Source organism: Pseudomonas sp. NFACC05-1, assembly GCF_900100135.1.
Taxonomy (GTDB): Bacteria; Pseudomonadota; Gammaproteobacteria; order Pseudomonadales; family Pseudomonadaceae; genus Aquipseudomonas; species Aquipseudomonas fluorescens_Q.
This window is the reverse complement of record NZ_FMTR01000001.1, coordinates 782,879-801,778: the sequence shown is the minus strand read 5'-3', so window position 1 is coordinate 801,778 and position 18,900 is coordinate 782,879. Positions and strand designations below refer to the sequence as shown.

18 protein-coding genes are annotated in these 18,900 nt (G+C 61.3%); 5 read left to right on the top strand and 13 right to left on the bottom strand.

Translation table 11 applies throughout. From position 1 onward, the window contains the following. Positions 1-12 precede the first annotated feature (12 nt). Together BLO97_RS03470 and BLO97_RS03465 are read right to left on the bottom strand one after the other, a co-directional pair. The gene (locus BLO97_RS03470; protein ID WP_092344954.1) at positions 13-1,350 is read right to left on the bottom strand and encodes an alginate export family protein; all 1,338 of its coding nucleotides are present in this window, start codon (positions 1,348-1,350) and stop codon (positions 13-15) included. Positions 1,351-1,466: 116 nt separating this feature from the next. After that, on the bottom strand, positions 1,467-2,729 hold the full coding sequence (locus tag BLO97_RS03465; protein WP_092344952.1) for a serine hydrolase domain-containing protein: 1,263 nt from the start codon (positions 2,727-2,729) through the stop codon (positions 1,467-1,469). A 304-nt stretch (positions 2,730-3,033) separates the two neighbouring features. Between BLO97_RS03465 and BLO97_RS03460 the strand changes: the two genes are divergently transcribed. Continuing rightward, positions 3,034-4,137, top strand: coding sequence for a sigma-54 interaction domain-containing protein (locus tag BLO97_RS03460; RefSeq protein ID WP_092344949.1), 1,104 nt, complete (start codon positions 3,034-3,036; stop codon positions 4,135-4,137). Between the two features lie 180 nt (positions 4,138-4,317). Here BLO97_RS03460 and BLO97_RS03455 read toward each other — a convergent pair whose 3' ends face one another. The 8 genes from BLO97_RS03455 to msuE form a co-directional block, all read right to left on the bottom strand. Further along, positions 4,318-5,079: an ABC transporter ATP-binding protein gene (locus BLO97_RS03455; RefSeq protein ID WP_092344947.1), complete on the bottom strand. Its 762-nt coding sequence runs from the start codon at positions 5,077-5,079 to the stop codon at positions 4,318-4,320. Between the two features lie 56 nt (positions 5,080-5,135). Continuing rightward, on the bottom strand, positions 5,136-6,461 hold the full coding sequence (locus BLO97_RS03450) for an ABC transporter substrate-binding protein (RefSeq protein WP_092344945.1): 1,326 nt from the start codon (positions 6,459-6,461) through the stop codon (positions 5,136-5,138). Between the two features lie 72 nt (positions 6,462-6,533). Beyond that, entirely contained in the window at positions 6,534-7,601 is a 1,068-nt protein-coding gene (locus tag BLO97_RS03445; RefSeq protein ID WP_092141502.1) for a branched-chain amino acid ABC transporter permease, read from the bottom strand. An 11-nt stretch (positions 7,602-7,612) separates the two neighbouring features. Then, positions 7,613-8,494, bottom strand: a complete 882-nt coding sequence (locus BLO97_RS03440) for a branched-chain amino acid ABC transporter permease (RefSeq protein ID WP_092141505.1) — start codon at positions 8,492-8,494, stop codon at positions 7,613-7,615. Between the two features lie 67 nt (positions 8,495-8,561). After that, the gene (locus BLO97_RS03435) at positions 8,562-9,344 is read right to left on the bottom strand and encodes an ABC transporter ATP-binding protein (protein WP_092344943.1); all 783 of its coding nucleotides are present in this window, start codon (positions 9,342-9,344) and stop codon (positions 8,562-8,564) included. Positions 9,345-9,357: 13 nt separating this feature from the next. Continuing rightward, positions 9,358-10,518: an AMP-binding protein gene (locus tag BLO97_RS03430; RefSeq protein ID WP_092344941.1), complete on the bottom strand. Its 1,161-nt coding sequence runs from the start codon at positions 10,516-10,518 to the stop codon at positions 9,358-9,360. A 14-nt stretch (positions 10,519-10,532) separates the two neighbouring features. Continuing rightward, positions 10,533-11,630 carry a dimethylsulfone monooxygenase SfnG gene (gene sfnG, locus BLO97_RS03425; RefSeq protein ID WP_027911753.1) on the bottom strand — a complete coding sequence of 366 codons (1,098 nt, stop codon included), beginning with the start codon at positions 11,628-11,630 and terminating at the stop codon, positions 10,533-10,535. 39 nt (positions 11,631-11,669) lie between these two features. Continuing rightward, positions 11,670-12,233 carry an FMN reductase gene (msuE, locus tag BLO97_RS03420; RefSeq protein WP_092344939.1) on the bottom strand — a complete coding sequence of 188 codons (564 nt, stop codon included), beginning with the start codon at positions 12,231-12,233 and terminating at the stop codon, positions 11,670-11,672. Positions 12,234-12,610: 377 nt separating this feature from the next. Between msuE and BLO97_RS03415 the strand changes: the two genes are divergently transcribed. The 4 genes from BLO97_RS03415 to BLO97_RS03400 all read left to right on the top strand — a co-directional run bounded on the left by BLO97_RS03415 (position 12,611) and on the right by BLO97_RS03400 (position 16,207). Beyond that, complete coding sequence (locus BLO97_RS03415; RefSeq protein ID WP_092141520.1) at positions 12,611-13,855, top strand: acyl-CoA dehydrogenase family protein; 1,245 nt, start codon at positions 12,611-12,613, stop codon at positions 13,853-13,855. Positions 13,856-14,198: 343 nt separating this feature from the next. Continuing rightward, entirely contained in the window at positions 14,199-14,969 is a 771-nt protein-coding gene (locus BLO97_RS03410) for a class I SAM-dependent methyltransferase (RefSeq protein ID WP_092141523.1), read from the top strand. A 90-nt stretch (positions 14,970-15,059) separates the two neighbouring features. Beyond that, positions 15,060-15,785 (top strand): CPBP family intramembrane glutamic endopeptidase, encoded by a 726-nt coding sequence (locus tag BLO97_RS03405; protein WP_256571609.1) that lies wholly within the window; start codon positions 15,060-15,062, stop codon positions 15,783-15,785. Between the two features lie 44 nt (positions 15,786-15,829). Beyond that, a complete protein-coding gene (locus tag BLO97_RS03400) occupies positions 15,830-16,207 on the top strand; it encodes a hypothetical protein (RefSeq protein WP_092141526.1) in 378 nt (125 codons plus the stop codon). A 47-nt stretch (positions 16,208-16,254) separates the two neighbouring features. Here BLO97_RS03400 and BLO97_RS03395 read toward each other — a convergent pair whose 3' ends face one another. The 3 genes from BLO97_RS03395 to BLO97_RS03385 all read right to left on the bottom strand — a co-directional run bounded on the left by BLO97_RS03395 (position 16,255) and on the right by BLO97_RS03385 (position 18,805). Beyond that, positions 16,255-16,950, bottom strand: coding sequence for a tRNA (adenine(22)-N(1))-methyltransferase (locus tag BLO97_RS03395; protein ID WP_092344937.1), 696 nt, complete (start codon positions 16,948-16,950; stop codon positions 16,255-16,257). 15 nt (positions 16,951-16,965) lie between these two features. Next, positions 16,966-17,892, bottom strand: a complete 927-nt coding sequence (locus BLO97_RS03390) for a Gfo/Idh/MocA family protein (protein WP_092141532.1) — start codon at positions 17,890-17,892, stop codon at positions 16,966-16,968. Positions 17,893-18,010: 118 nt separating this feature from the next. Next, complete coding sequence (locus tag BLO97_RS03385; protein ID WP_092344935.1) at positions 18,011-18,805, bottom strand: DeoR/GlpR family DNA-binding transcription regulator; 795 nt, start codon at positions 18,803-18,805, stop codon at positions 18,011-18,013. Positions 18,806-18,900 lie beyond the last annotated feature (95 nt).

Below are 18,900 nucleotides of genomic sequence, written 5' to 3'. Positions count from 1 at the left end.
GGCTCGCGGCACTTAATAGCGGTAGGTGAAGTAGAGTTCCAGCGCGCTGAATTTCCGGTCGTCGCCGAAGACTTGTCTGGCCGCTGCCATGGGCTTGACCCAGTTATAGGACAGCGAGGTAGACAACGACTTCGAAGGCGCCCAATCCAGGAAGACTACACTTTCGTCGGCAAACCGTTTGTCGCTGACGGCGGTGCCCATGTAGTTTTTTTCGTCCAGCCAGAACTGGTAGTGGATCGCACCGAGCGTAAGGGTTTCGTTGAGGTGGGTCTTGAGTGAGAACTGCTGGACGTTTTCGTTGCTGTTGAATAGCAGGTAGTTGCCGACGACATCACCGATCAGCCAGGTGCTCCAATCGACGAAGCCCTTGCTCAACGGGTCCCAGGCTTTCTGTCGGTTGTCCGTGAGGTTGTCGTCGCCGGAAAAGCTCGCGTAGCGGTAGCCGATCACCGGGGTCAACGGCAGCGTGCTGAAGGTGTAATCCGCCTGGCCGTACCAGGCCTTGGCATCGTAATCCACGCCTTCGCCGCTGCCTCGTTCCAGGGCATATTCGGCATTGAGGGTCAGGTCCGGGATAGCCGGGAGCCGGGCGTTCAAGGCCCTGACGTTGTACACCAGCATGCCATCGCGACGGCGCGGCAACGTGCTGCCCTTGGGCCCCATGGCCTTGACCTTCAACGCGGTGGCGCCCAGCGTCACCTGGTCGTCGAGGTTGTAGTCCAGGTTCACGCCGCTCATGCGGAAATCACCCAGGTCGCTGTCGGTTCCCAGGCTGAAGCCCTGGACCTTCAACGCGCCGTGGTCCCAGGCGACCACTGCCGAATCCTTGAAGGCGGTGCGTGGGGCGAGCCAGTAGGCGCCGTCATTCAACTGGTCGAGGTTGCCATCCATCACGATGAAACCGTTGCCGATCATGTAGTTCTGGCGACCGCCCGTGACCGTCCACTCCCCGGCGCGGAAACCACCGTAGAACTCTTCGGTCGACACCTTGCCGTCGGAACTGCGGGTAAAACCACCGGCATCGCCATCACCGAAGGTGGTCGCCCCCACCAGGGAGCCGCCAGCCAACAGGGCGAAATCCGGCTGCACGGCGTATTCCAACTTGATGCCCGGCTTGACGTAGAACTCCTGCCAGTCGATTTTCGTGCCGCGATTCTTGCCGCTGCGCATGTCCACCACGCCGCCGCCAAAGTTGACATTGCGGGTAGAAAGGACTGCGCCACCGGCACTGAAGTTGACCTCGCCCTTGAGGTTGCCCTCCTCGAAGGTGTAGCCCGCCCAGGCAACCTGGGCGGTCAAGGGTAACCCGAGCACGAGGAACGTTCGGGACAAACGCATCATGGAAACCATATGGAGCTCCTGTTGATTATTGTTGTTACAGGGCAGTGAATGGCGGCGCAAACCCGCGCCAACACCTGGTGGGCCAGGTGAGCGGAACGCAAAATTGTTGTGTTTATCGGATGCAGTCAGGGCGTCAGGTGCGCCGCGATGGCGCGCAACATGCGCACGCTGTCGCCGTCGAAGGGGCTGACGGCCTCGCCCAGGGACGACTGCTTGACGATCACCACGCCGGACGGTTTGTCGATGAACAGGTATTGACCATGGATGCCACCGGCCATGAGCGCCTGGCTGTGGTCGTTGAAGACATACCATTGGCTGCGGTAGGACGCGCCAGGGGTCCAGCTCGAAAAGTCGGCGCAGGCGGCATAGATGGTGGGGTCGGCTCCGGTGGCGATACCGACGAGCGCCTCGGCCGAGAGCAGTTGTGTCCTACCCTGGCGGCCATCGTTGGCCAGCAGGCGACCGAAGCGCGCCATGTCACGCAAGGTCGCACTGAAACCGGCACCGGCGACGCTGCGGCCCCAGGGATCCGCCAGGAAGTAGCCGTCACGTTCACAGCCCAACTGGCTCCAGATGTCTTGCAGCAACTGATGGCAGGCCTTGCCTGATGCCCGCTCCATGACCCAGGCCAACGCCTCGGTGGTGGCCGTCACGTAGTGGAAAAAGCCGCCGTGACTGCCGCGCTTTCTCAATGACGGTATGTACTGATACAGGGATTCGAACGTCGTGTACTGCGCTGGCGCCGGCTGGAAACCGCAGGCGTAGCCGTATTGGGAACTCTCGGAATCCGGGTCCTCATAGACCTCGCTGTAATCGACGGCCACGGCCATGTCGAACAGCTGGCGCACGGTCGCATCGCCGAACGCGCTGCCCGTCAGTTCCGGTACGTAATGGGCGGCTGTCAGCGTCGGGTCCAACAGGCCTTCGCAGACCAGTTGCTCGCCCAGGGCACCGATCAGCGACTTGGTCACCGAAAACATGATGTGCCGGTCCTGGGGGCACTGGCCATTGAAGTAGCGCTCGAACAGCACGGTGTCGCCCTTGAGGACCAGGAACCCATCGGTCTGGCTGGCGATCAGGTGGTCGATCACGCTGATGCTCAAGCCACACTCGCTGTCGAAGTGCAGCTCATCCAGCGGCTGGAGCGCCTGCTTGAACGCGCTGACCGATCCGCTGCCGGCCCGCACATCGATGGAAGGACGCAAGCGCGCCAGGTTGCGGAAGCCCCATTGGTTGAACGGTGGGCTCATCCAGTTGTGCCAGGTGACGCGGCGGTGGGGTTCGGCGGGAAAGCCTTGCATGAGTGAAGGCGCCAGGCGTGCGTCAAATGGCGATTCGTGAGTCTCGACGTAAAGACTGGCCAGTGAAGGCACGGTGTTCTGATTCATCGGGTTGCCCCTGCAAAATGACTCTGCGTGAAAGCAGATGCAGGGAAATAATTACCCGATGTAATTTTTTAATCAATAAAACTTTTTATGGTCATTTCAATTTATCTCGTTAACGGCGACATGACCCTAGCGCTGTACTGAATTCTGGGACGAAAGCCTTAAGCAAATAACTAAAGGTTATTTGTTTTATATTTTTTAGATCATTTAGATTAAGCCTTAAGCCCAATGGCTTCGCGGTACTGCCTCAAGAATGTTGGCATTTACCCATCCTCAGTCACGGCAATCTCATTAACGGGCCACCGTCATGCAGCTTCTAACACTTCCCCCCTCTCCCGGCCTGGCCACCTCGATTCGTGCCACGGCCCAGGTCTTCGAAGACCCCACCTCCCGCGCGTTGCTGGCTCACCTGCAACAAGTGGCGCCCAGTGACGCCAGCGTGCTGATCATCGGCCAGACCGGGACCGGCAAGGAACTGGTGGCGCGCCACGTACACAACCTCAGCGCCCGTCGCCACAAGCCGTTCGTGGCGGTCAACTGCGGGGCGTTTTCCGAAACCCTGGTGGAGGCCGAGCTGTTCGGCCATGAAAAAGGCGCCTTTACCGGCGCGTTGACGGCCAAGGCCGGCTGGTTCGAGGAAGCGGATGGCGGCACCTTGTTCCTCGATGAAATCGGTGATTTACCGCTGCCGATCCAGGTCAAGTTGCTGCGGGTATTGCAGGAACGCGAAGTGGTTCGACTGGGGTCGCGCAAGAGCATCAAGATCAATGTGCGCGTGTTGGCGGCCACCAACGTACAGCTGGAAAAAGCCATCAATGCCGGACACTTTCGCGAAGACCTCTATTACCGCCTGAACGTGGTCAGCCTGGTGCTCAAGCCGCTGCGCGAACGCCCCGGTGACATCCTGCCGCTGATCCGCCACTTCATTGCCGAGTACAGCCGCAGGCTCGGTCACGGCGAGGTAACGCTGGATACCCAGGCACAGCGCAAATTGCTCGACTATTCCTGGCCGGGGAATATCCGCGAGCTGGAAAATGTCATCCACCACACCCTGTTGATTTGCCGTAACAATGTGATCGGCGTGCAGGACCTGCACCTGTCGAACCTCCGTATCGAACGCCGGGACAACCCGCCGGACTCGGCCCCTCAAAGCGCAGAGGCGCTTTTGCAAAAAGCCTTCGAGAAACTGCTCGAGCAAGAGCATGGCGACGTGTATGAAAAGGTCGAGGCCGAGTTGCTACGCACCGCCTACCGATACGCCAATTGCAATCAGGTCCACACCGCCAGCCTGTTGGGCCTGAGCCGCAATGTCACCCGCACGTTGCTGATCAGGATTGGCGAACTGGTGGTCAACAAACGCCGCCCCGCGCTCAGTACGCGGGACGGCCAGGTCATCAACCTTTCAACCTGAGTTCGCCACAAAAGCCAGGTGCGTCCCTTTTTTGTGGCGAGGGGATTTATCCCCGCTGGGCTGCGCAGCGGCCCCAAGACCTGTCCCCGATGTATCAGGCCGACTGCGTTCAACCTGCTTGGGGTCGTTGCGCGCCCAACGGGGATAAATCCCCTCGCCACAGGGTCATGTCAGCGGTGCTCACAGCACTGCTGTTCGCGCGCCCAGGTAGAAATCCTGGAGATCGCTGCGGGCCGCCAGTTGTTCGGCGCTGCCTTCACTGACCACGCGACCGCTTTCCAACACGTAACCGTAGTGGGCGTAGCGCAGGGCGATGTTGATGTTCTGTTCGGCAATCAGGAAACTGACGCCGTCACGCTGATTGAGTTGGCGGACGATCTCGAAGATTTCCTCGACGATCTGCGGCGCCAACCCCATCGACGGTTCGTCCAGCAAGACCAGTTGCGGCTTGGCCATCAGCGCACGACCGATCGCGATCATCTGTTGCTCGCCGCCCGAGGTGTAGCCGGCCAGGCTTTTGCGCCGCAGTTTCAGTCGGGGAAAATGGCCGTAAACCGATTCCAGGTCAGCCAGCAACTGGCGCCGTGGCACCTGCCGCGCCAGGGCACCGGCCAGCAGGTTTTCCTCCACGCTCAACTGGGCAAAGCAATGCCGACCTTCCAGCACTTGCACCAGGCCGTTCGCCGCCAAGGTATGAGGCGCGCTGCGGGTCACGTCTCGCCCTTGGTAGACAATCCGCCCCCGCACCACCTCGCCGCGTTCGGCGCGCACCAGGTTGGAGGCCGCCTTCAGTGTGGTGCTTTTACCCGCGCCGTTGGCGCCCAGCAGCACCACGACCTGCCCTTTTTCCACCTCCAGCGACACACTGCGCACCGCCAGGATGGTCTGTTCGTAGAGCACTTCAATATCGTCGATCTGCAGGATCGGCACGTTCGTCGCCATGCTGTTTCGCCTTTTCAGACAGCGACCGGACGTGTGCGCCCGGTCGCCGCGATGCCTCAGGATTCCTTGCTGCAATCACGCGGGGTAACGCCTTTTTCCCGGGCGTACTGGTGCGAAGACGCTTCGATGATCGGTCGCAGCAAGGCACGGTCAGCCTGTACCCAGTCACTGATCAGCTTCCACTGCGTACCGTCCCATTGCTGGAAGCGCACCGCGCCACCGCCTTCATGGTCCGAGCACGACAACTGCAACGGCTGAACCAGGCCCAACGCCCCCAGTTCCTTGAGCCGGGCGTCGTCGAGCTTGAGGTTCTCGAAGCCCCAACGCACCTGCTCACCCGTCAGGGGTTGCTGACCGAATTTCTGCTGGGCAATGCGCAGCGCTTCTACGTTGAGGATGCCGTTGACCACGCCGAGATTGTAGTACACGGTACCGAAACGCTTGGGATCAGCCAGGTCGCCATGACCGGCATCGACCACTTGTTTCTTGATGCCCTGCAACACTGGAAAATCGGTGCCCGAAGGGTGCGTGGTGATGGCGATGAAGCCCTTGGCCGCGGCACCGGCCGGCGCAGCGTCATCCTCGGAGTTGCTCCAGATATTGCCGATGATGTGGTCGGCCGGGAAACCGACTTTCTGCGCGGTTTTCAGCGCCACCGGGTTCATCACGCCCCAACCGCGCAGGATCACCCAATCAGGTTTTTCCCGACGGATATTCAACCATTGCGATTGTTGCTCGTTGCCCGGGTGCGGCACCTCCAGTAAGGTCAGCGCAAAGCCGTACTTGTCGGCCAAGGTTTGCAGCACCTCATTGGTTTCCTTGCCATAGGGCGAACCGTGATACAGGGTGACGATCTTCAAGCCCTTGAGCTTGTCCAACCCGCCGGCGCGCTGGCCGATGTAATTGATGATCGCCGAGACCTCGGAATAGGGGTTCAGCTGCAACGGGAAAACGTAGGGAAACACGCTGCCATCGGTGGAATCCGTACGCCCATGGTTGATGGTGATCAGCGGCAGTTTGTCGGCCGTCGAACGCTCCAGCGTGGCGTAGGCGATGCCCACCGATAATGGGTTGGTGGCCGCCGCTGGCGCGCCGTTCAAGCCTTTCTTCAGGCGCTCGTAGCACTCCACGCCTTTCTCGACCACGTATTCGGTTTCGCACTCGCTCCAGGTCAGCTTGACGCCATTCACGCCGCCATTGGCGTTGACGTACTTGAGGTAGTCGATGAAACCGCCGAAAAAACCGGTGCCGCCGGCCGCATAAGGGCCGACGCGATAGCTTTGCAGCGGAAAGTATTGTTCGTTGTCCGCCTGGACAGTGAAGGCCGCGGCGGTGAGGCTCAGGGCCAGTGCCAGGCTGCTGGCGAATGATCGTTTGAACATCGGATTTTCCTTGTTATGGAGCCATGGATAAGCCAACAAAATGGAACTGCAAACCCGCGTTGTGCGGTTCGCTCAGTAGCGCAACGGCCACAGCCGAGCGCGCTGGCGAAATCTCTGCCAGAGGCGCGCAAGGCCCTCTGGTTCCTTGATCAGGAACAAAATGATCAGGGCGCCGAATATCATCTTCTGCAGGTTCTCCACCTGGCCGGCGTCCACCAGCCCGCCGGGCAGCAGCGACACCAGGTTCGAGAGCAACACCGGAAACAGCACGATGAAGGCCGCGCCGAGGAAGTTGCCCAGCAGGCTGCCGAGGCCACCGATAATGATGATGAACAGAATCTGGAACGACCGATTGAGGTCGAACCCGTGGGGCTCCACCGTGCCCAGGTAAGCGAAGGCCCAGAGCGCACCGGCCACCCCGAGGAAAAAACCGCTGATGGCGAACGCCAGCAGCTTGGTTTTTGCCAATGCAATGCCGATGACCGCGGCGGCGGTGTCCATGTCGCGCACCGCCATCCAGTTGCGCCCCAACTCGCTGCGCACCAGGTTCTTGCCCAGCCAGAACAGCGCTACCACCACGCTCAGGGTCAACAGATAGCGGCCGGCCGGCGCGTCGAGGTTTATCCCGAATACGTCCAGGCGCGGCGCGCTGATCACGCCCGAAGCGCTGTTGTTGGAAAACCAACTGAACCGGGTCAGCGCCCAGGTCACGAAGAACTGCGCTGCCAGGGTCGAGACCAGCAGGTAGAAGCCTTTGATGCGCAAACTCGGCAAGCCGAACAGCACCGCCACCAACGCCGCCGTCAATCCGCCCAGGGCGATACTGACCAACAACGGCAAGCCGGCGACCCTTATTTCAAGGTTGTAGGTGGCAAAGGCGCCCACCGCCATGAACGCCGCCGAACCGAGGGACAGTTGCCCGGCATAGCCAGTGAGCAGATTGAGCCCCAACCCGGCCAGGGACAGCACCAGGAACGGAATCAGGATCGCGCTGAACCAGTAGTCATTGCCCAGCCAAGGCACCACGACAAAGGCAAACAGCAGCAACGCGACCAGCCCGTGACGGTCCTGGCGCAGCGCGAAGACCCGGCGGTCCTGGGCATAGCGGGTGTTGAACTGGCCTGCTTCTCGATAAAACATGATGCGCTCCCCTAAACCCGTTCGATGGCCCGTTCGCCAAACAACCCCGCCGGACGCACCAGCAAAAACACCAGCGCCAGCACGTAGGGAAACCAGTTCTCGATGCCGCTGCCGATGAAGGGCCCGAGGTAAACCTCGGCCAGCTTCTCCGAGGCACCGATGATCAAGCCGCCGACAATCGCCCCGCTGATGGAGGTAAAGCCGCCGATGATCAGCACCGGCAACGCCTTGAGCACCACCAGCGAGAGCGAGAACTGCACACCCAGGCGCGCGCCCCAGAGCAGGCCAGCGACCAGCCCGACAAACCCCGCCACCGCCCACACCACCACCCACACGCGCTGCAAGCGGATGCCCACGGCCAGTGCCGCCAGCGGGTCATCGGCCACCGCCCGCAACGACAATCCGAGCCGGGTCTTGTTGAACAGCCAGGACAACAGCAGCACCAGGAACGCCGCGGTCACTGCGGCAAAAATGTCGAACTGCGACAACAACATCCCACCCAACTCCAGCGGCTCATCGCTGATACCCAGTTCCAGGCCATGCACCTGGGCGCCCCACAGGGCCTGGGCGAAACCTTCGATGACGTAGGACAGCCCGAGGGTGGCCATGAACAGGGTGATCGGCGAACGGTTGACCAAGGGCCGCAGCACCGCCCGCTCCACCGCCAGGGCGATCAGCAGCATCGCCGCCAGGCTGATGACGAAGGCCAGCCAGAACGGCACACCGCGCTCCACCAGGCTGACGAAGGTCAGCGCCGAGAACAGCACCATTGCGCCCTGGGCAAAATTGAACACCCCGGAGGCCTTGTAGATCAGCACAAAACCGATGGCCACCAAGGCGTACATCACCCCCGCCAACAACCCGCCAATCAATACTTCAAAGAAAAATTCCATAGCTGTTCCTGTTCTGCGGGCGCAACTTGCCTGCCCTCCCTGGAGAGAAGGCGTCGAATATCCAGTGTCAGTGGCGAGTGCCCAGGTAGGCCGAAATGACCTCAGGGTTCTGCCGTACGTCTTCGGGCGAGCCGTCGCCGATCTTGCGACCGTAATCGAGCACCACCACGTGGTCGCTGATGTCCATGACCACGCCGATATCGTGCTCGATCAACACCACGGTGGTGCCCAGTTCACGATTGATGTCGACGATAAAGCGGCTCATCTGCTGCTTCTCGTCGGCGTTCATCCCGGCCATGGGCTCGTCCAGCAGCAACAGCCGGGGCTCCGCCGCCAGCGCACGGGCCAGTTCCACCCGCTTCTGCAAGCCATAGGGCAACGTGCCCACCAGGGTGTCGCGCCAAGGCTGCAAATGCAGGAACGCGATGACACGCTCGGCCGCCTCGCGCTGGCGATCATCCTCGGCCCGGGCGCGACCGATGCGCAGCGCCTGCTCGATCCAGGTGCTGCGGCGCTTGAGGTTGCGTCCGGTGAGCACGTTGTCGAGCACGCTCATGCCCTTGAACAGCGCGATATTCTGGAATGTCCGGGCAATGCCGCGGACCGCCACGTCGCGGGGGCGCATCCGGCTCCGCTCCTGTCGATCAAAACGGATGTGCCCGTCCTGGGCCTGGTACACGCCGCTGATGACGTTCAGCAGCGAACTCTTGCCGGCGCCGTTGGGGCCGATCAAGGCGCAGATCTCACCGGCGGCGACGCGAAAGCTGATGTCCGTGACCGCTTTGACGCCTTTGAATGACAGCGAAATATGGTCCAGCTCCAGCAAATGCGTGATGGCCGTCTGGGTCATGGGGCGTCTCCTTTCAGGCCAGTTGCGACTGGAGACCCGTCCAGTCATCGGTGGCGTGTTGCACCAGGTTCGGCGGCGCTTGCCAGTGGGCCCCGTCGTCCCACTGGCGAATCCTGATACCCAATGCCTGGAAAAACGCCTGGGTCTCGGACGGCAACGCGTCGCCCACCAGCAGCGGCGCGCGGGTCCGGGAAAAACCCAGCACATCGCGCAAAGGCCGGCGCACCAGCCAGTCTCCAAGATGCCGTTGCAGGACGTCGGGATGGGCCGTCAACGCCCAGTCCACCAGCCCACGCGACCAACTGCCCGGCGCCGGCAAACGCTCCAACGCATAACGGTACAAACGTTCGTAGGTTTCCCGCGTCCCGGCCACCAGCGTCGGGCCCAGCTCGCGACGATCGCGATCACGGGTCGCCAGGTTTTCTGGAAAATTCAAGCGAAAACCGGCCATCAACCAGGGCGCCAGCAAATAGCGAGCTTGCCCGCCCGAGGCGAACGCCCGTGCGGCCAATGCCTCTTCCTGCCGGCCCAGGCCTTCGCGCGTCACCAACCGCTGCCCCTCCTGCAGCAGCTCGGCGTGGCTGACGCGTTGCTCCTCCATCGCCCGTCCACTTCCGCGATAAAAAACAAAGGCCGTCTGCAGCACTTGCCCTTGCGGGGCCAGGTCAACGATTGGCCGCTCGGCAGCCAACGCCGCGTAATCCAGCGCTTGCGCAAATGGCGTCGTATCCGCCAGGCCACGCTTGTCGAGATAAACCAGCACACGCGCAGCCACCTGCGCCGCACGCAGACGCAGCATTTCTTCCACGCCTTCGACCAGGACGAAATCCGGCTGCAGCGTGCCGAGCAATTGCACCTGTCCGGCCGATGCGTCCAACGGGTCGAACAGACTCGCCACGCCGCCCAGCCATTGCGCGGCCAAGGCGGCAAGCAGCGCCTGCGGCCTGGGTCGGCTGATGATCGTCAGGGTCGCGCCCGCTGAAAAGCCGCGGGCTTGCAGGGCACTGGCGAAACGGCGCACCTCGTCGGCCACGTGCGCCCAGCTCTGCTCCTGCCAGACACCCAGGTGCTTATGCCGCAGCGCGACGTCCTTGCCATGCTCCAGCGCCTGGTGCTGCAACCACTGGGGCAAGCTGGCCGGGACCGGGTCGAGGGTGTCGGTGAACGTGCCCATGCTGCCTCCCTTGCCTAAGCGACCGCCGCCGTTTTGGCTGCCACTTTGCGTTGCTCCAGCTCACGCACCAGCGGCAGCACCTTACGGCCGAAATACTCGACTTCTTCCTGGAAGTGCAGGAAACCGGCGAGCACCAGATCCACACCCACCGCCTTGAGCGCGACGATGCGTTCGGCGATCTGCTGCGGTGTGCCGATCAGGTTGGTCTTGAAGCCATCGTTGTATTGCACCAGGTCCTCGAAGCTGGACTTGGCCCAGTTGCCCTCGCCTTCCGGGCTGGATTTGCCGGCCTGCTTCGCCGCATCGCCGAAGGCATTGACGGCCTCGGGGTCGGCCTGGTCGATGATCTGGGCGAGGACCGCACGCGCCTCTTCTTCGGTGTCACGGGCAATGACAAAGGCGTTAACGCCGACCTTGACCTTGTGGTTGTTGGCCGCGGCTTTCGCCTGGAGGTCATCGATCTGCGCCTTGACGCCTTCTACGGTATTGCCGTTGGTGAAGTACCAGTCCGATACCCGGGCGGCCATGTCCCGCGCCGCACGTGAGCTGCCGCCCTGGAAGATCTCCGGATGCTGCTGCAGTGGTTTTGGCTTGAGGGTGTAGTCGTGGAAGCGGTAGAAATCACCGCGCAAGGTGAAGTTGTCGGTGGTCCAGATGCCCTTGAGCGCAGTGATGAATTCTTCGGAACGGCGATAGCGCTCATCGTGCTCCAGCCATGGCTCGCCAATGGCGGTGAACTCGCCCTTGAACCAGCCCGACACGATGTTGACCGCCACCCGGCCGCCGGTCAGGTGGTCGATGGTTGCGATCTGCTTGGCCAACACCGACGGCGTCCACGGCCCCGGCAGCACCGCGGCGATGACTTTCAGGCGCGTGGTGGCGGCCAGCAAGGCATGACTGAACGCCACGGACTCATGTTGGTATTCGGCGCCGTAACCGGCGGTAAAGCGCACTTGCGACAGGGCGTAGTCGAAGCCGGCCGCTTCAGCGATCTGGGCCAGCTTGCGGTTGTAGTCGATGCCCCAGTCGGTGCGTTGCTCGATTTTGCTGACCACCAGCCCGCCACTGACGTTGGGCACCCAATAGGCAAATTTGATCGTGTCCTGGCTCATTGCATGTACTCCACGGCTCGTTTTGAAAGGAAAAATGGATCAGGCGGCACTGGCGTCGCGTCGAACGCTCGAAACCAGGCTCAACAACGCCGACTCGACGGCACGCTCGATACGCTCCAGCACCTGTGCACTGCAGATCCGGTATTGGCTGAAATCGGTTTCGCTGGCATAGACCCCCACTGGCAGGCTGAGGGCCTGGAAGAAGCCGAACAGGGGCCGCAACTGGTGATCGATCATCAAGGCATGGCGATCCGAGCCGCCTGTCGCGGCCAACAGCACCGGTACGTTCTTGAGGGCTTCGTGATGAACGAAATCGAACAGGTGCTTGAACAGGCCGGTGTATGAAGCTCGGTATACCGGGCTGGCGGCAATCAGCAGATCGGCCGATTCAATGGCGTGCAGGTCCTCCTGCACGGCAGCCGGCAACGCCTCGCGACGCAACACCCCGGCGAACTGTGGACCGACCTTGGCCAATTCGATCAAGCGCACCTCGATCGGCAGTTGCTGCCCCAGCCGGTCCACCAACGCCTGGAGCAGCGCCAGGGTGCGTGACGGGTGCTGCACGCTACCTGACACCGCCACCACTTTGAATTGCTTGCTCATCGCTTACCCCATGCCTGGAGACGCCACCTCAGCGTCCGCACAAGGTGTAGAGCAGCAACCATGCCACCTGAATATTCATTTAATAATCAATAAGTTACATGACGCATCCAATCACTGCGCTGTCGCCTGACGGTCAAGCTGTTGGTCCACTGTTGCCTGGCCAACACCTGGCCTGTCGATGCCCGCCGCGGCAACTGTTGCCCGGCACACAGTTGCGCAACAGATTGTCCGTGGCCAGGACAGCTCTTTCGCTGATAAGCGCCGTATGGGCCCCGCATTTACGGGCGTTGGGCCTCGGGCATGGACTGTGCAATGGCCTTTGGCACCGGCAGATTTTTCCCCTGCCCGCCTACTCGCCATCAAGAAGGAAGATCAACATGACCGCACAGCAACAACACCTGCCGCCGACCCTTTCCACGGGCACCGACTATGAGCCCCTGGCCGAACGCTTCCGGCCGATCTTTGCGCGCATCCAGGCCGGCGCCCTGGAGCGTGAGCAGACGCGCAGCCTGCCCTTTGAACAGGTGAAATGGTTGAAGGAAGCCGGCTTTGGCGCCGTCCGCGTACCGGTCGAATATGGCGGCGCCGGGGCTTCGTTGCCGCAACTGCTGCAATTGCTGATCGAACTGGCTGAAGCCGATTCCAACCTGCCCCAGGCTTTGCGCGGACACTTCGCATTCGTCGAGGACCGTCTCAACGCCCACGCCAGCGGCCCACAAGACATCTGGTTCAAGCGTTTCGTCGAGGGTGAACTGGTGGGCAATGCCTGGACGGAAGTCGGCGCGGTGAAGATCGGCGAAGTCGGCACCCGGGTTTCCCGCCAGGGTGATCAGTGGGTCGTCAATGGCACCAAGTACTACAGCACCGGCAGTATCTTCGCCGACTGGATCGACGTGTATGCCCAACGCGACGACAACGGCACCGACGTGATTGCCGCCGTCCGCGTACACCAGCCGGGCGTCAAGCAAAGCGATGACTGGGACGGTTTTGGCCAACGCACCACCGGCAGCGGCACGTCGCTGTTCGAGAATGCGTTGGTCGAGGCAGAAAACCTCATCGACTTCTCTACCCGCTTCAAATACCAGACCGCGTTTTATCAACTGGTGTTGCTGGCCGTGCTGACCGGCGCCGGTCGCGCTGCGGTTCATGACATCACCGAGCAAGTGCGCAAACGCACGCGGGTCTTCAGCACCGGCAATGCCAGCGAAGTGAGCCAGGACGTGCAAGTGCAGCAAGTGATCGGCAGGGCATCGGCCCAGGTCTATGCCGCCGAAGCCACCACCCTGCGCGCCGCGAGCGCCTCCCAACGTGCCTACGAGAGCCGCTTCAGCCAGGACGCCGAAACCGAGCACACCGCCAACATCGCCGCCGAACTGGAGTCGGCCCAGGCCCAGGTGGTGATTTCCGACCTGGTGTTGCGTGCCACCAGCGACCTGTTCAATGCCCTCGGTGCTTCGGCCACCAGCACCAGCAAGACCCTCGACCGCCACTGGCGTAACGCCCGCACCGCTGCCTCGCATAATCCATTGATCTACAAGGAGCGCATCATTGGTGATTGGGAAATCAACGGTACGGAACCGCCGTATGTCTGGCAGATTGGCGGAGGGTCGAAGCAGCTTTGAGTACCACATCCGAGAAGGACTGGCTCAGCGCTTGCGGGCGCTGGCTAGCAATATCCAGCGAAGAATGGCTGGAGGGCAAAGCGGCGAATGCTCATCTGTCGATGGGATAGGGTGCTGAAGCCGCTAAAGTCAAAAGGCCTTGAAAGGGATGGCTGTAAGAGCGGAACCATAAGCAGTCATTACCTCAGAAACGGATATACACACCAACCAATCCCCCAAAAAACGATGAACGATCTGCCCCAACGCAAACACATGAGACCAAGTACAGAAAGGATCAACTAGCTGACGACCTGAACACACCGCATAATCCATCTACCCCCATCCACCCGAAGGGTCGCTGAAGATGACAGTCATCCATAAGGCCGCTCAGATAGGATACTCAGCAGAAGCCAGCACCTATACCCAAGGGCGCCCAGACTACCCAAGCGAAATACAGGCATGGCTCAGCAGCGCACTGGAAATCAGCCCAGGATCGACAGTCGTTGAGTTAGGAGCCGGTACCGGTAAATTTACTCGCCTGCTGGATTCAATGGCGATCAATGCCATCGCCATCGAACCGGTCGAGGCGATGCGAATCGAGTTTGCCAAGCACCTGCCGAACACCAGGATTCTGGAGGGAACGGCCGAATCCATTCCCCTCGAGGCAGGGACGGCGCAGGCGCTCGTATGCGCCCAGGCCTTCCACTGGTTCGCGAATGAAACCGCGCTCCAGGAAATTCACCGAGTACTCAAACCGGGCGGCCGGCTCGGCTTGATCTGGAACGTGCGTGATGAGTCCGTGGACTGGGTGGCCGACATCACTAAAATCATCACCCCCTTCGAAGGCGATACCCCACGCTTTCATACTGGAAACTGGCGACATCCCTTCAACGGACGTTACTTCTCGCAGCCCGAACTGACCTGTTTCAGTTACACCCACACAGGCAGCCCCGAGACGGTCATCCTGGATCGCTTTCTGTCCGTGAGTTTTATTGCAGCACTGCCTGACGCAGAGAAGAAACGGGTAGCGGATCAACTACTGGCCTTGATTCAGACCCATCCGGCTCTGCGCGGACGCAAGCACATTGAGTTCCCTTATCAGACCCACGCTTATTCATGTCGCCGCCTGGATTGAATCACGACGCCATGAACCCAGCAGGAACTCGTACCTGACGCCCTCAAAATGCTGGCATCATGCCTTTTTCCTTGCACTCATGGAGTGACTGTGACGAATCTAAGTGCCGCCCCTGAGTTTGCAACCGCCGCCACTTTACCGCCCTACCGCTTCTTTCCCCGGATCGGGATGTTTGTACTTGCGACCCTGATAGTCTTTCTGGCTGCAGTGCCCGAAGTCCTTTTCATACCCGCAGACATGCAGGCCTACCTGACGTTCACCACCACCTCAGGTATCACCGCGCTCGCTCTCCTCGCCCTCTTCGCCCTGCAGTACCGCTCCGATGCGCGCACGCAATGGCGCGGTCATTACATAGGCAAACCCCTGCAGTGGGGCGCGCTTGGCATCGTGGGCTCCTACCTGTTTTTCGGGGTCGCCATATTCGTGCTGGGGCTGCCGCGAGAAGTGTTCATGGCCCAGCTCCTGGACGGGCTCAACAATTGGCAGGCCACGATCAAGATCGCCTCGCTGATCGTGTTGCCACCCATCGCTGAAGAGCTATTTTTCCGCCATTACATGCTCCGGCTGTTCCCCTATGAGAACAGCCGTACCTGGACATGGATCGCGATCATCGTCACGTCAGCCATCTTCGCCGGCATGCACATCCAATACGGGAACTGGATAACCGTCGTGCTGATCTTCTCCTGTGGGGGTGTATTCGCCATTGCAAGAGTGGTCAGCGGTGGCTTGCTGGTGCCAGTGCTCCTGCATTCGCTGGCCGAAATGGTTGCGCTGAGCACTGACAAGTCTTTCTCGCTGATGGGGCTTTACGGTTGAATCAGGCAAAGGCGCAAACGTCAGCACCTCAAACAAGGGCAACCATGACCTCTCACGCAGCGTGCCTCGGACTGTCTGCCTTGACGCTCGCCTTCCTGAGTGGGCCCGTCCAGGCCTCGACGTGGCAGATCTGCCACCTGGAGCTACGTATCGTCGAGGTCTTGAAACAACCCTACCCGCAGCTTCAGGCGCAGATCGTGAAAGTCAGGCCGAAGTCCGCCTCGGTGGAGTGCCCAGCGCAAGGCTCATCGCTCACCTTCACCCCGGAAACCCCGGACTACCAAGCCACGCTCCCCCGCCGGCAATGGCCCGGCAAAGGACAGTCGGTACGGGTGGACTACCGCTACCTGGATGGCATCTGTAAAGGTGACGGCAACTCGTATGCGTGTCGTATCAAACACTACCCGGTGGTGGGTCGATAATCAGGCGGCTGGAGACACTGGCATTTAGCTGATGGCCTCAATGCGTCTCAAGCCAACAGCTCCGTGATCCAGCGAGCCTGCCGGGCGATGTCCTGCAGCTTCTCTTGCGGCACGGTTTGCCGTGCCTTGGCGAAGCTGGTGAGGGTCTTTTGTTTCTGGCGCAGCAGGCGTTGCCACTTGGCCAGGAAAACCGGGGTTCGCGCTTGCATCTGCAGCGGGCCGAAGTACAGCTCCTCGGCGGTGTACGTCACTGGCCCGGCGCGCTCGGCGACGATGATCTCGTAGTAGAAGCGGTTTTCCCGCAGCACTTCCTCGCAAAGGATGCGGTAGTCGTTTTCCATCAGCCACTGGCGCAGCGGTTGTTCGCCGCCGTTGGGTTGTAGAATCAGCCGCTCCTGACCGCTCAACCGCGCTTTGCCGCTGTCCAGGATGTCGCGGATCGTCTCACCGCCCATGCCGCAGAGGCTGATCGCCGTGATCCCGTCTTCCGGCTCGATTGCCGCCAGGCCATTGGCCAGGCGCACGCTGATCCGCCGTTCCAGGCCATTCTCGATCACGGTGCGTTCGGCGGCGCGCAACGGCGTCAACGCCACCTCGCCGGCCACCGCCATCGCAATCACACCACGGCGCAGCAAGGCCACCGGCAGGTAAGCGTGATCCGAGCCGATATCGGCCAAGTGCGCACCTGCCGGCATATGCGCCGCCACGCGCTCCAGGCGCATGGACAATGTTTGTTCGTTCAACTGCAGTTCCCTGGGTTAATCGTAGAACGGCTCGACCGCCGTCCGACTGCCGACAAAGAAGCTGTCCGCGACCAACCGCAGTGGCTGCAGGTCCATGTCGCTGGCCTTGTCGTTGATCAGTTGCTGAAAATGTCGATACACCGCGGCGTACTCGCCCTCCTCGGAGACGGCCTGGCGCACGCCGTCGATGCTCAACAGCGCACCGCCGTTGTCCAGGCGCAGGACGCCTTCGGCGCAGCGAATCTCGATGCTCCAGAGTTCGTCATGACCATGGTCGAAATCGAACTCCGCCCGGATGTCGAGGTGGCGCGCATCGGCCATCTTGATGCTGGCGGCAATCGGCGACTGGCAGTTGTCCGGCACGCGCAACTCGGCGGACTCCACGAACAGTGGCAACGCCAGCAGATGGGTCACAATCGACAAGGCATTGATACCCGGATCGAAGACGCCCAGGCCGCCGGGCTGCCAGATCCACGCCTGGCCGGGGTGCCACTTGCGCACGTCTTCCTTCCAGTCGATCTGCACGCTGTGCAAGGTGCGACTGGCCAGCCAGTCACGGGCGGCTTCGATGCCCGGGGCGTAACGGGAATGCCAGGCGAACAGGCCGCTGATGCCTTGCTCGCGAACCTGCTCCACCAAGGCCATGGCTTCACCCAGCGTGGCGCACGGCGGCTTCTCCACTAGGACGTGTTTACCGGCCGCCAGCGCCTGTTGCACCAGGGCGAATCGACCTTGTGGCGGTGTGCAAAACGCAATCGCATCGACCTGCGGACCGTTTTCGAGCAACTCGCCCAGGGATCGGAAGTTCTCCACCCCGGCGCAGGGCTGCCCTTGCGTGGCGACCGCCACCAGTTGGAACGCGGGGTTGGCGTGGATGGCTGGAACGTGTTGATCCTGGGCAATCTTGCCGTAGCCCACCAGGCCGAGACGAATCGGTTGCATCGATGACTCCTGTTTTTTTGTATTTGTGATCGGGCAGCAAACTAGACGCAAATCGCCTGGCGGACAATGGGGGCCGTACAGTATCTACCCGATTGCCCTGCACTGCGCCGCTAAGGCATCAACTACGCAGTTGCTCACGGACACTCGTCACGACGTTGGTCACCCGGCCGTAGAAGGGCTCCAGCCGCTCACGTGGCGCATCGTGCTCCACCACCAGGGCGGCGACCTCCTCACAAGAAACCACCTGATAATGAGCAACGCTGGACAGCTTTTCGTTGGTCACCGCTGTAATCACTTGCCCACTTGCCGCCACCACTGCGCGCTTGAACTCTGCGTCCTCCAGGCCGAATGCCGTGACCCCATTGTCTGGATCGATGGCGCAGGCCCCCAGAAAACACACGTCATAACTGAACTGGCGCAATTGCTCCACCGCCGTCAGCCCGATCACACCACCGGCGATTGGGTTCAAGCGCCCACCCAGAAGGATGACTTCGGCACGGGGCAGTTTCATCAACTGCACCGCAATCAACGGCGAATTGGTGGAGAGGGTCAACTGAAGGCTCGGATCGATGGCACCTGCAATCGCCAGGTTCGTCGACCCGGCATCGATGAACACGTGCTGGCCCGCGCGCAGCAAAGCAGCGGCCGCTTGGCCGAGGCTGCCCTTGCGTGCCGGGTCTTTACGCACGCGAACATCCAGCGACCCTTCGGCAGCCGGCACAAGTATCGCGCCGCCATAAACGCGCTTGCATAACCCCGCCGCTGCCAATACCCCCAGGTCACGCCGGATCGAGTGTTCGGACACATTGAATTCGCTGGCCAGGTCAGCCGCGATCACCCGGCCATACCGGGCGAGACGCTGGCTGATCAATTGCTGGCGTTCGCCGGGGAACGCTTCATGGGGAGAAGTCATGGGATACAACCTGCATAAACGAGCACTAATGATCATCAACGAGCAGATAGTGCCGGTTATGCAGCGAAGCGTCAAACCCGCTCATTCCAGCGGGC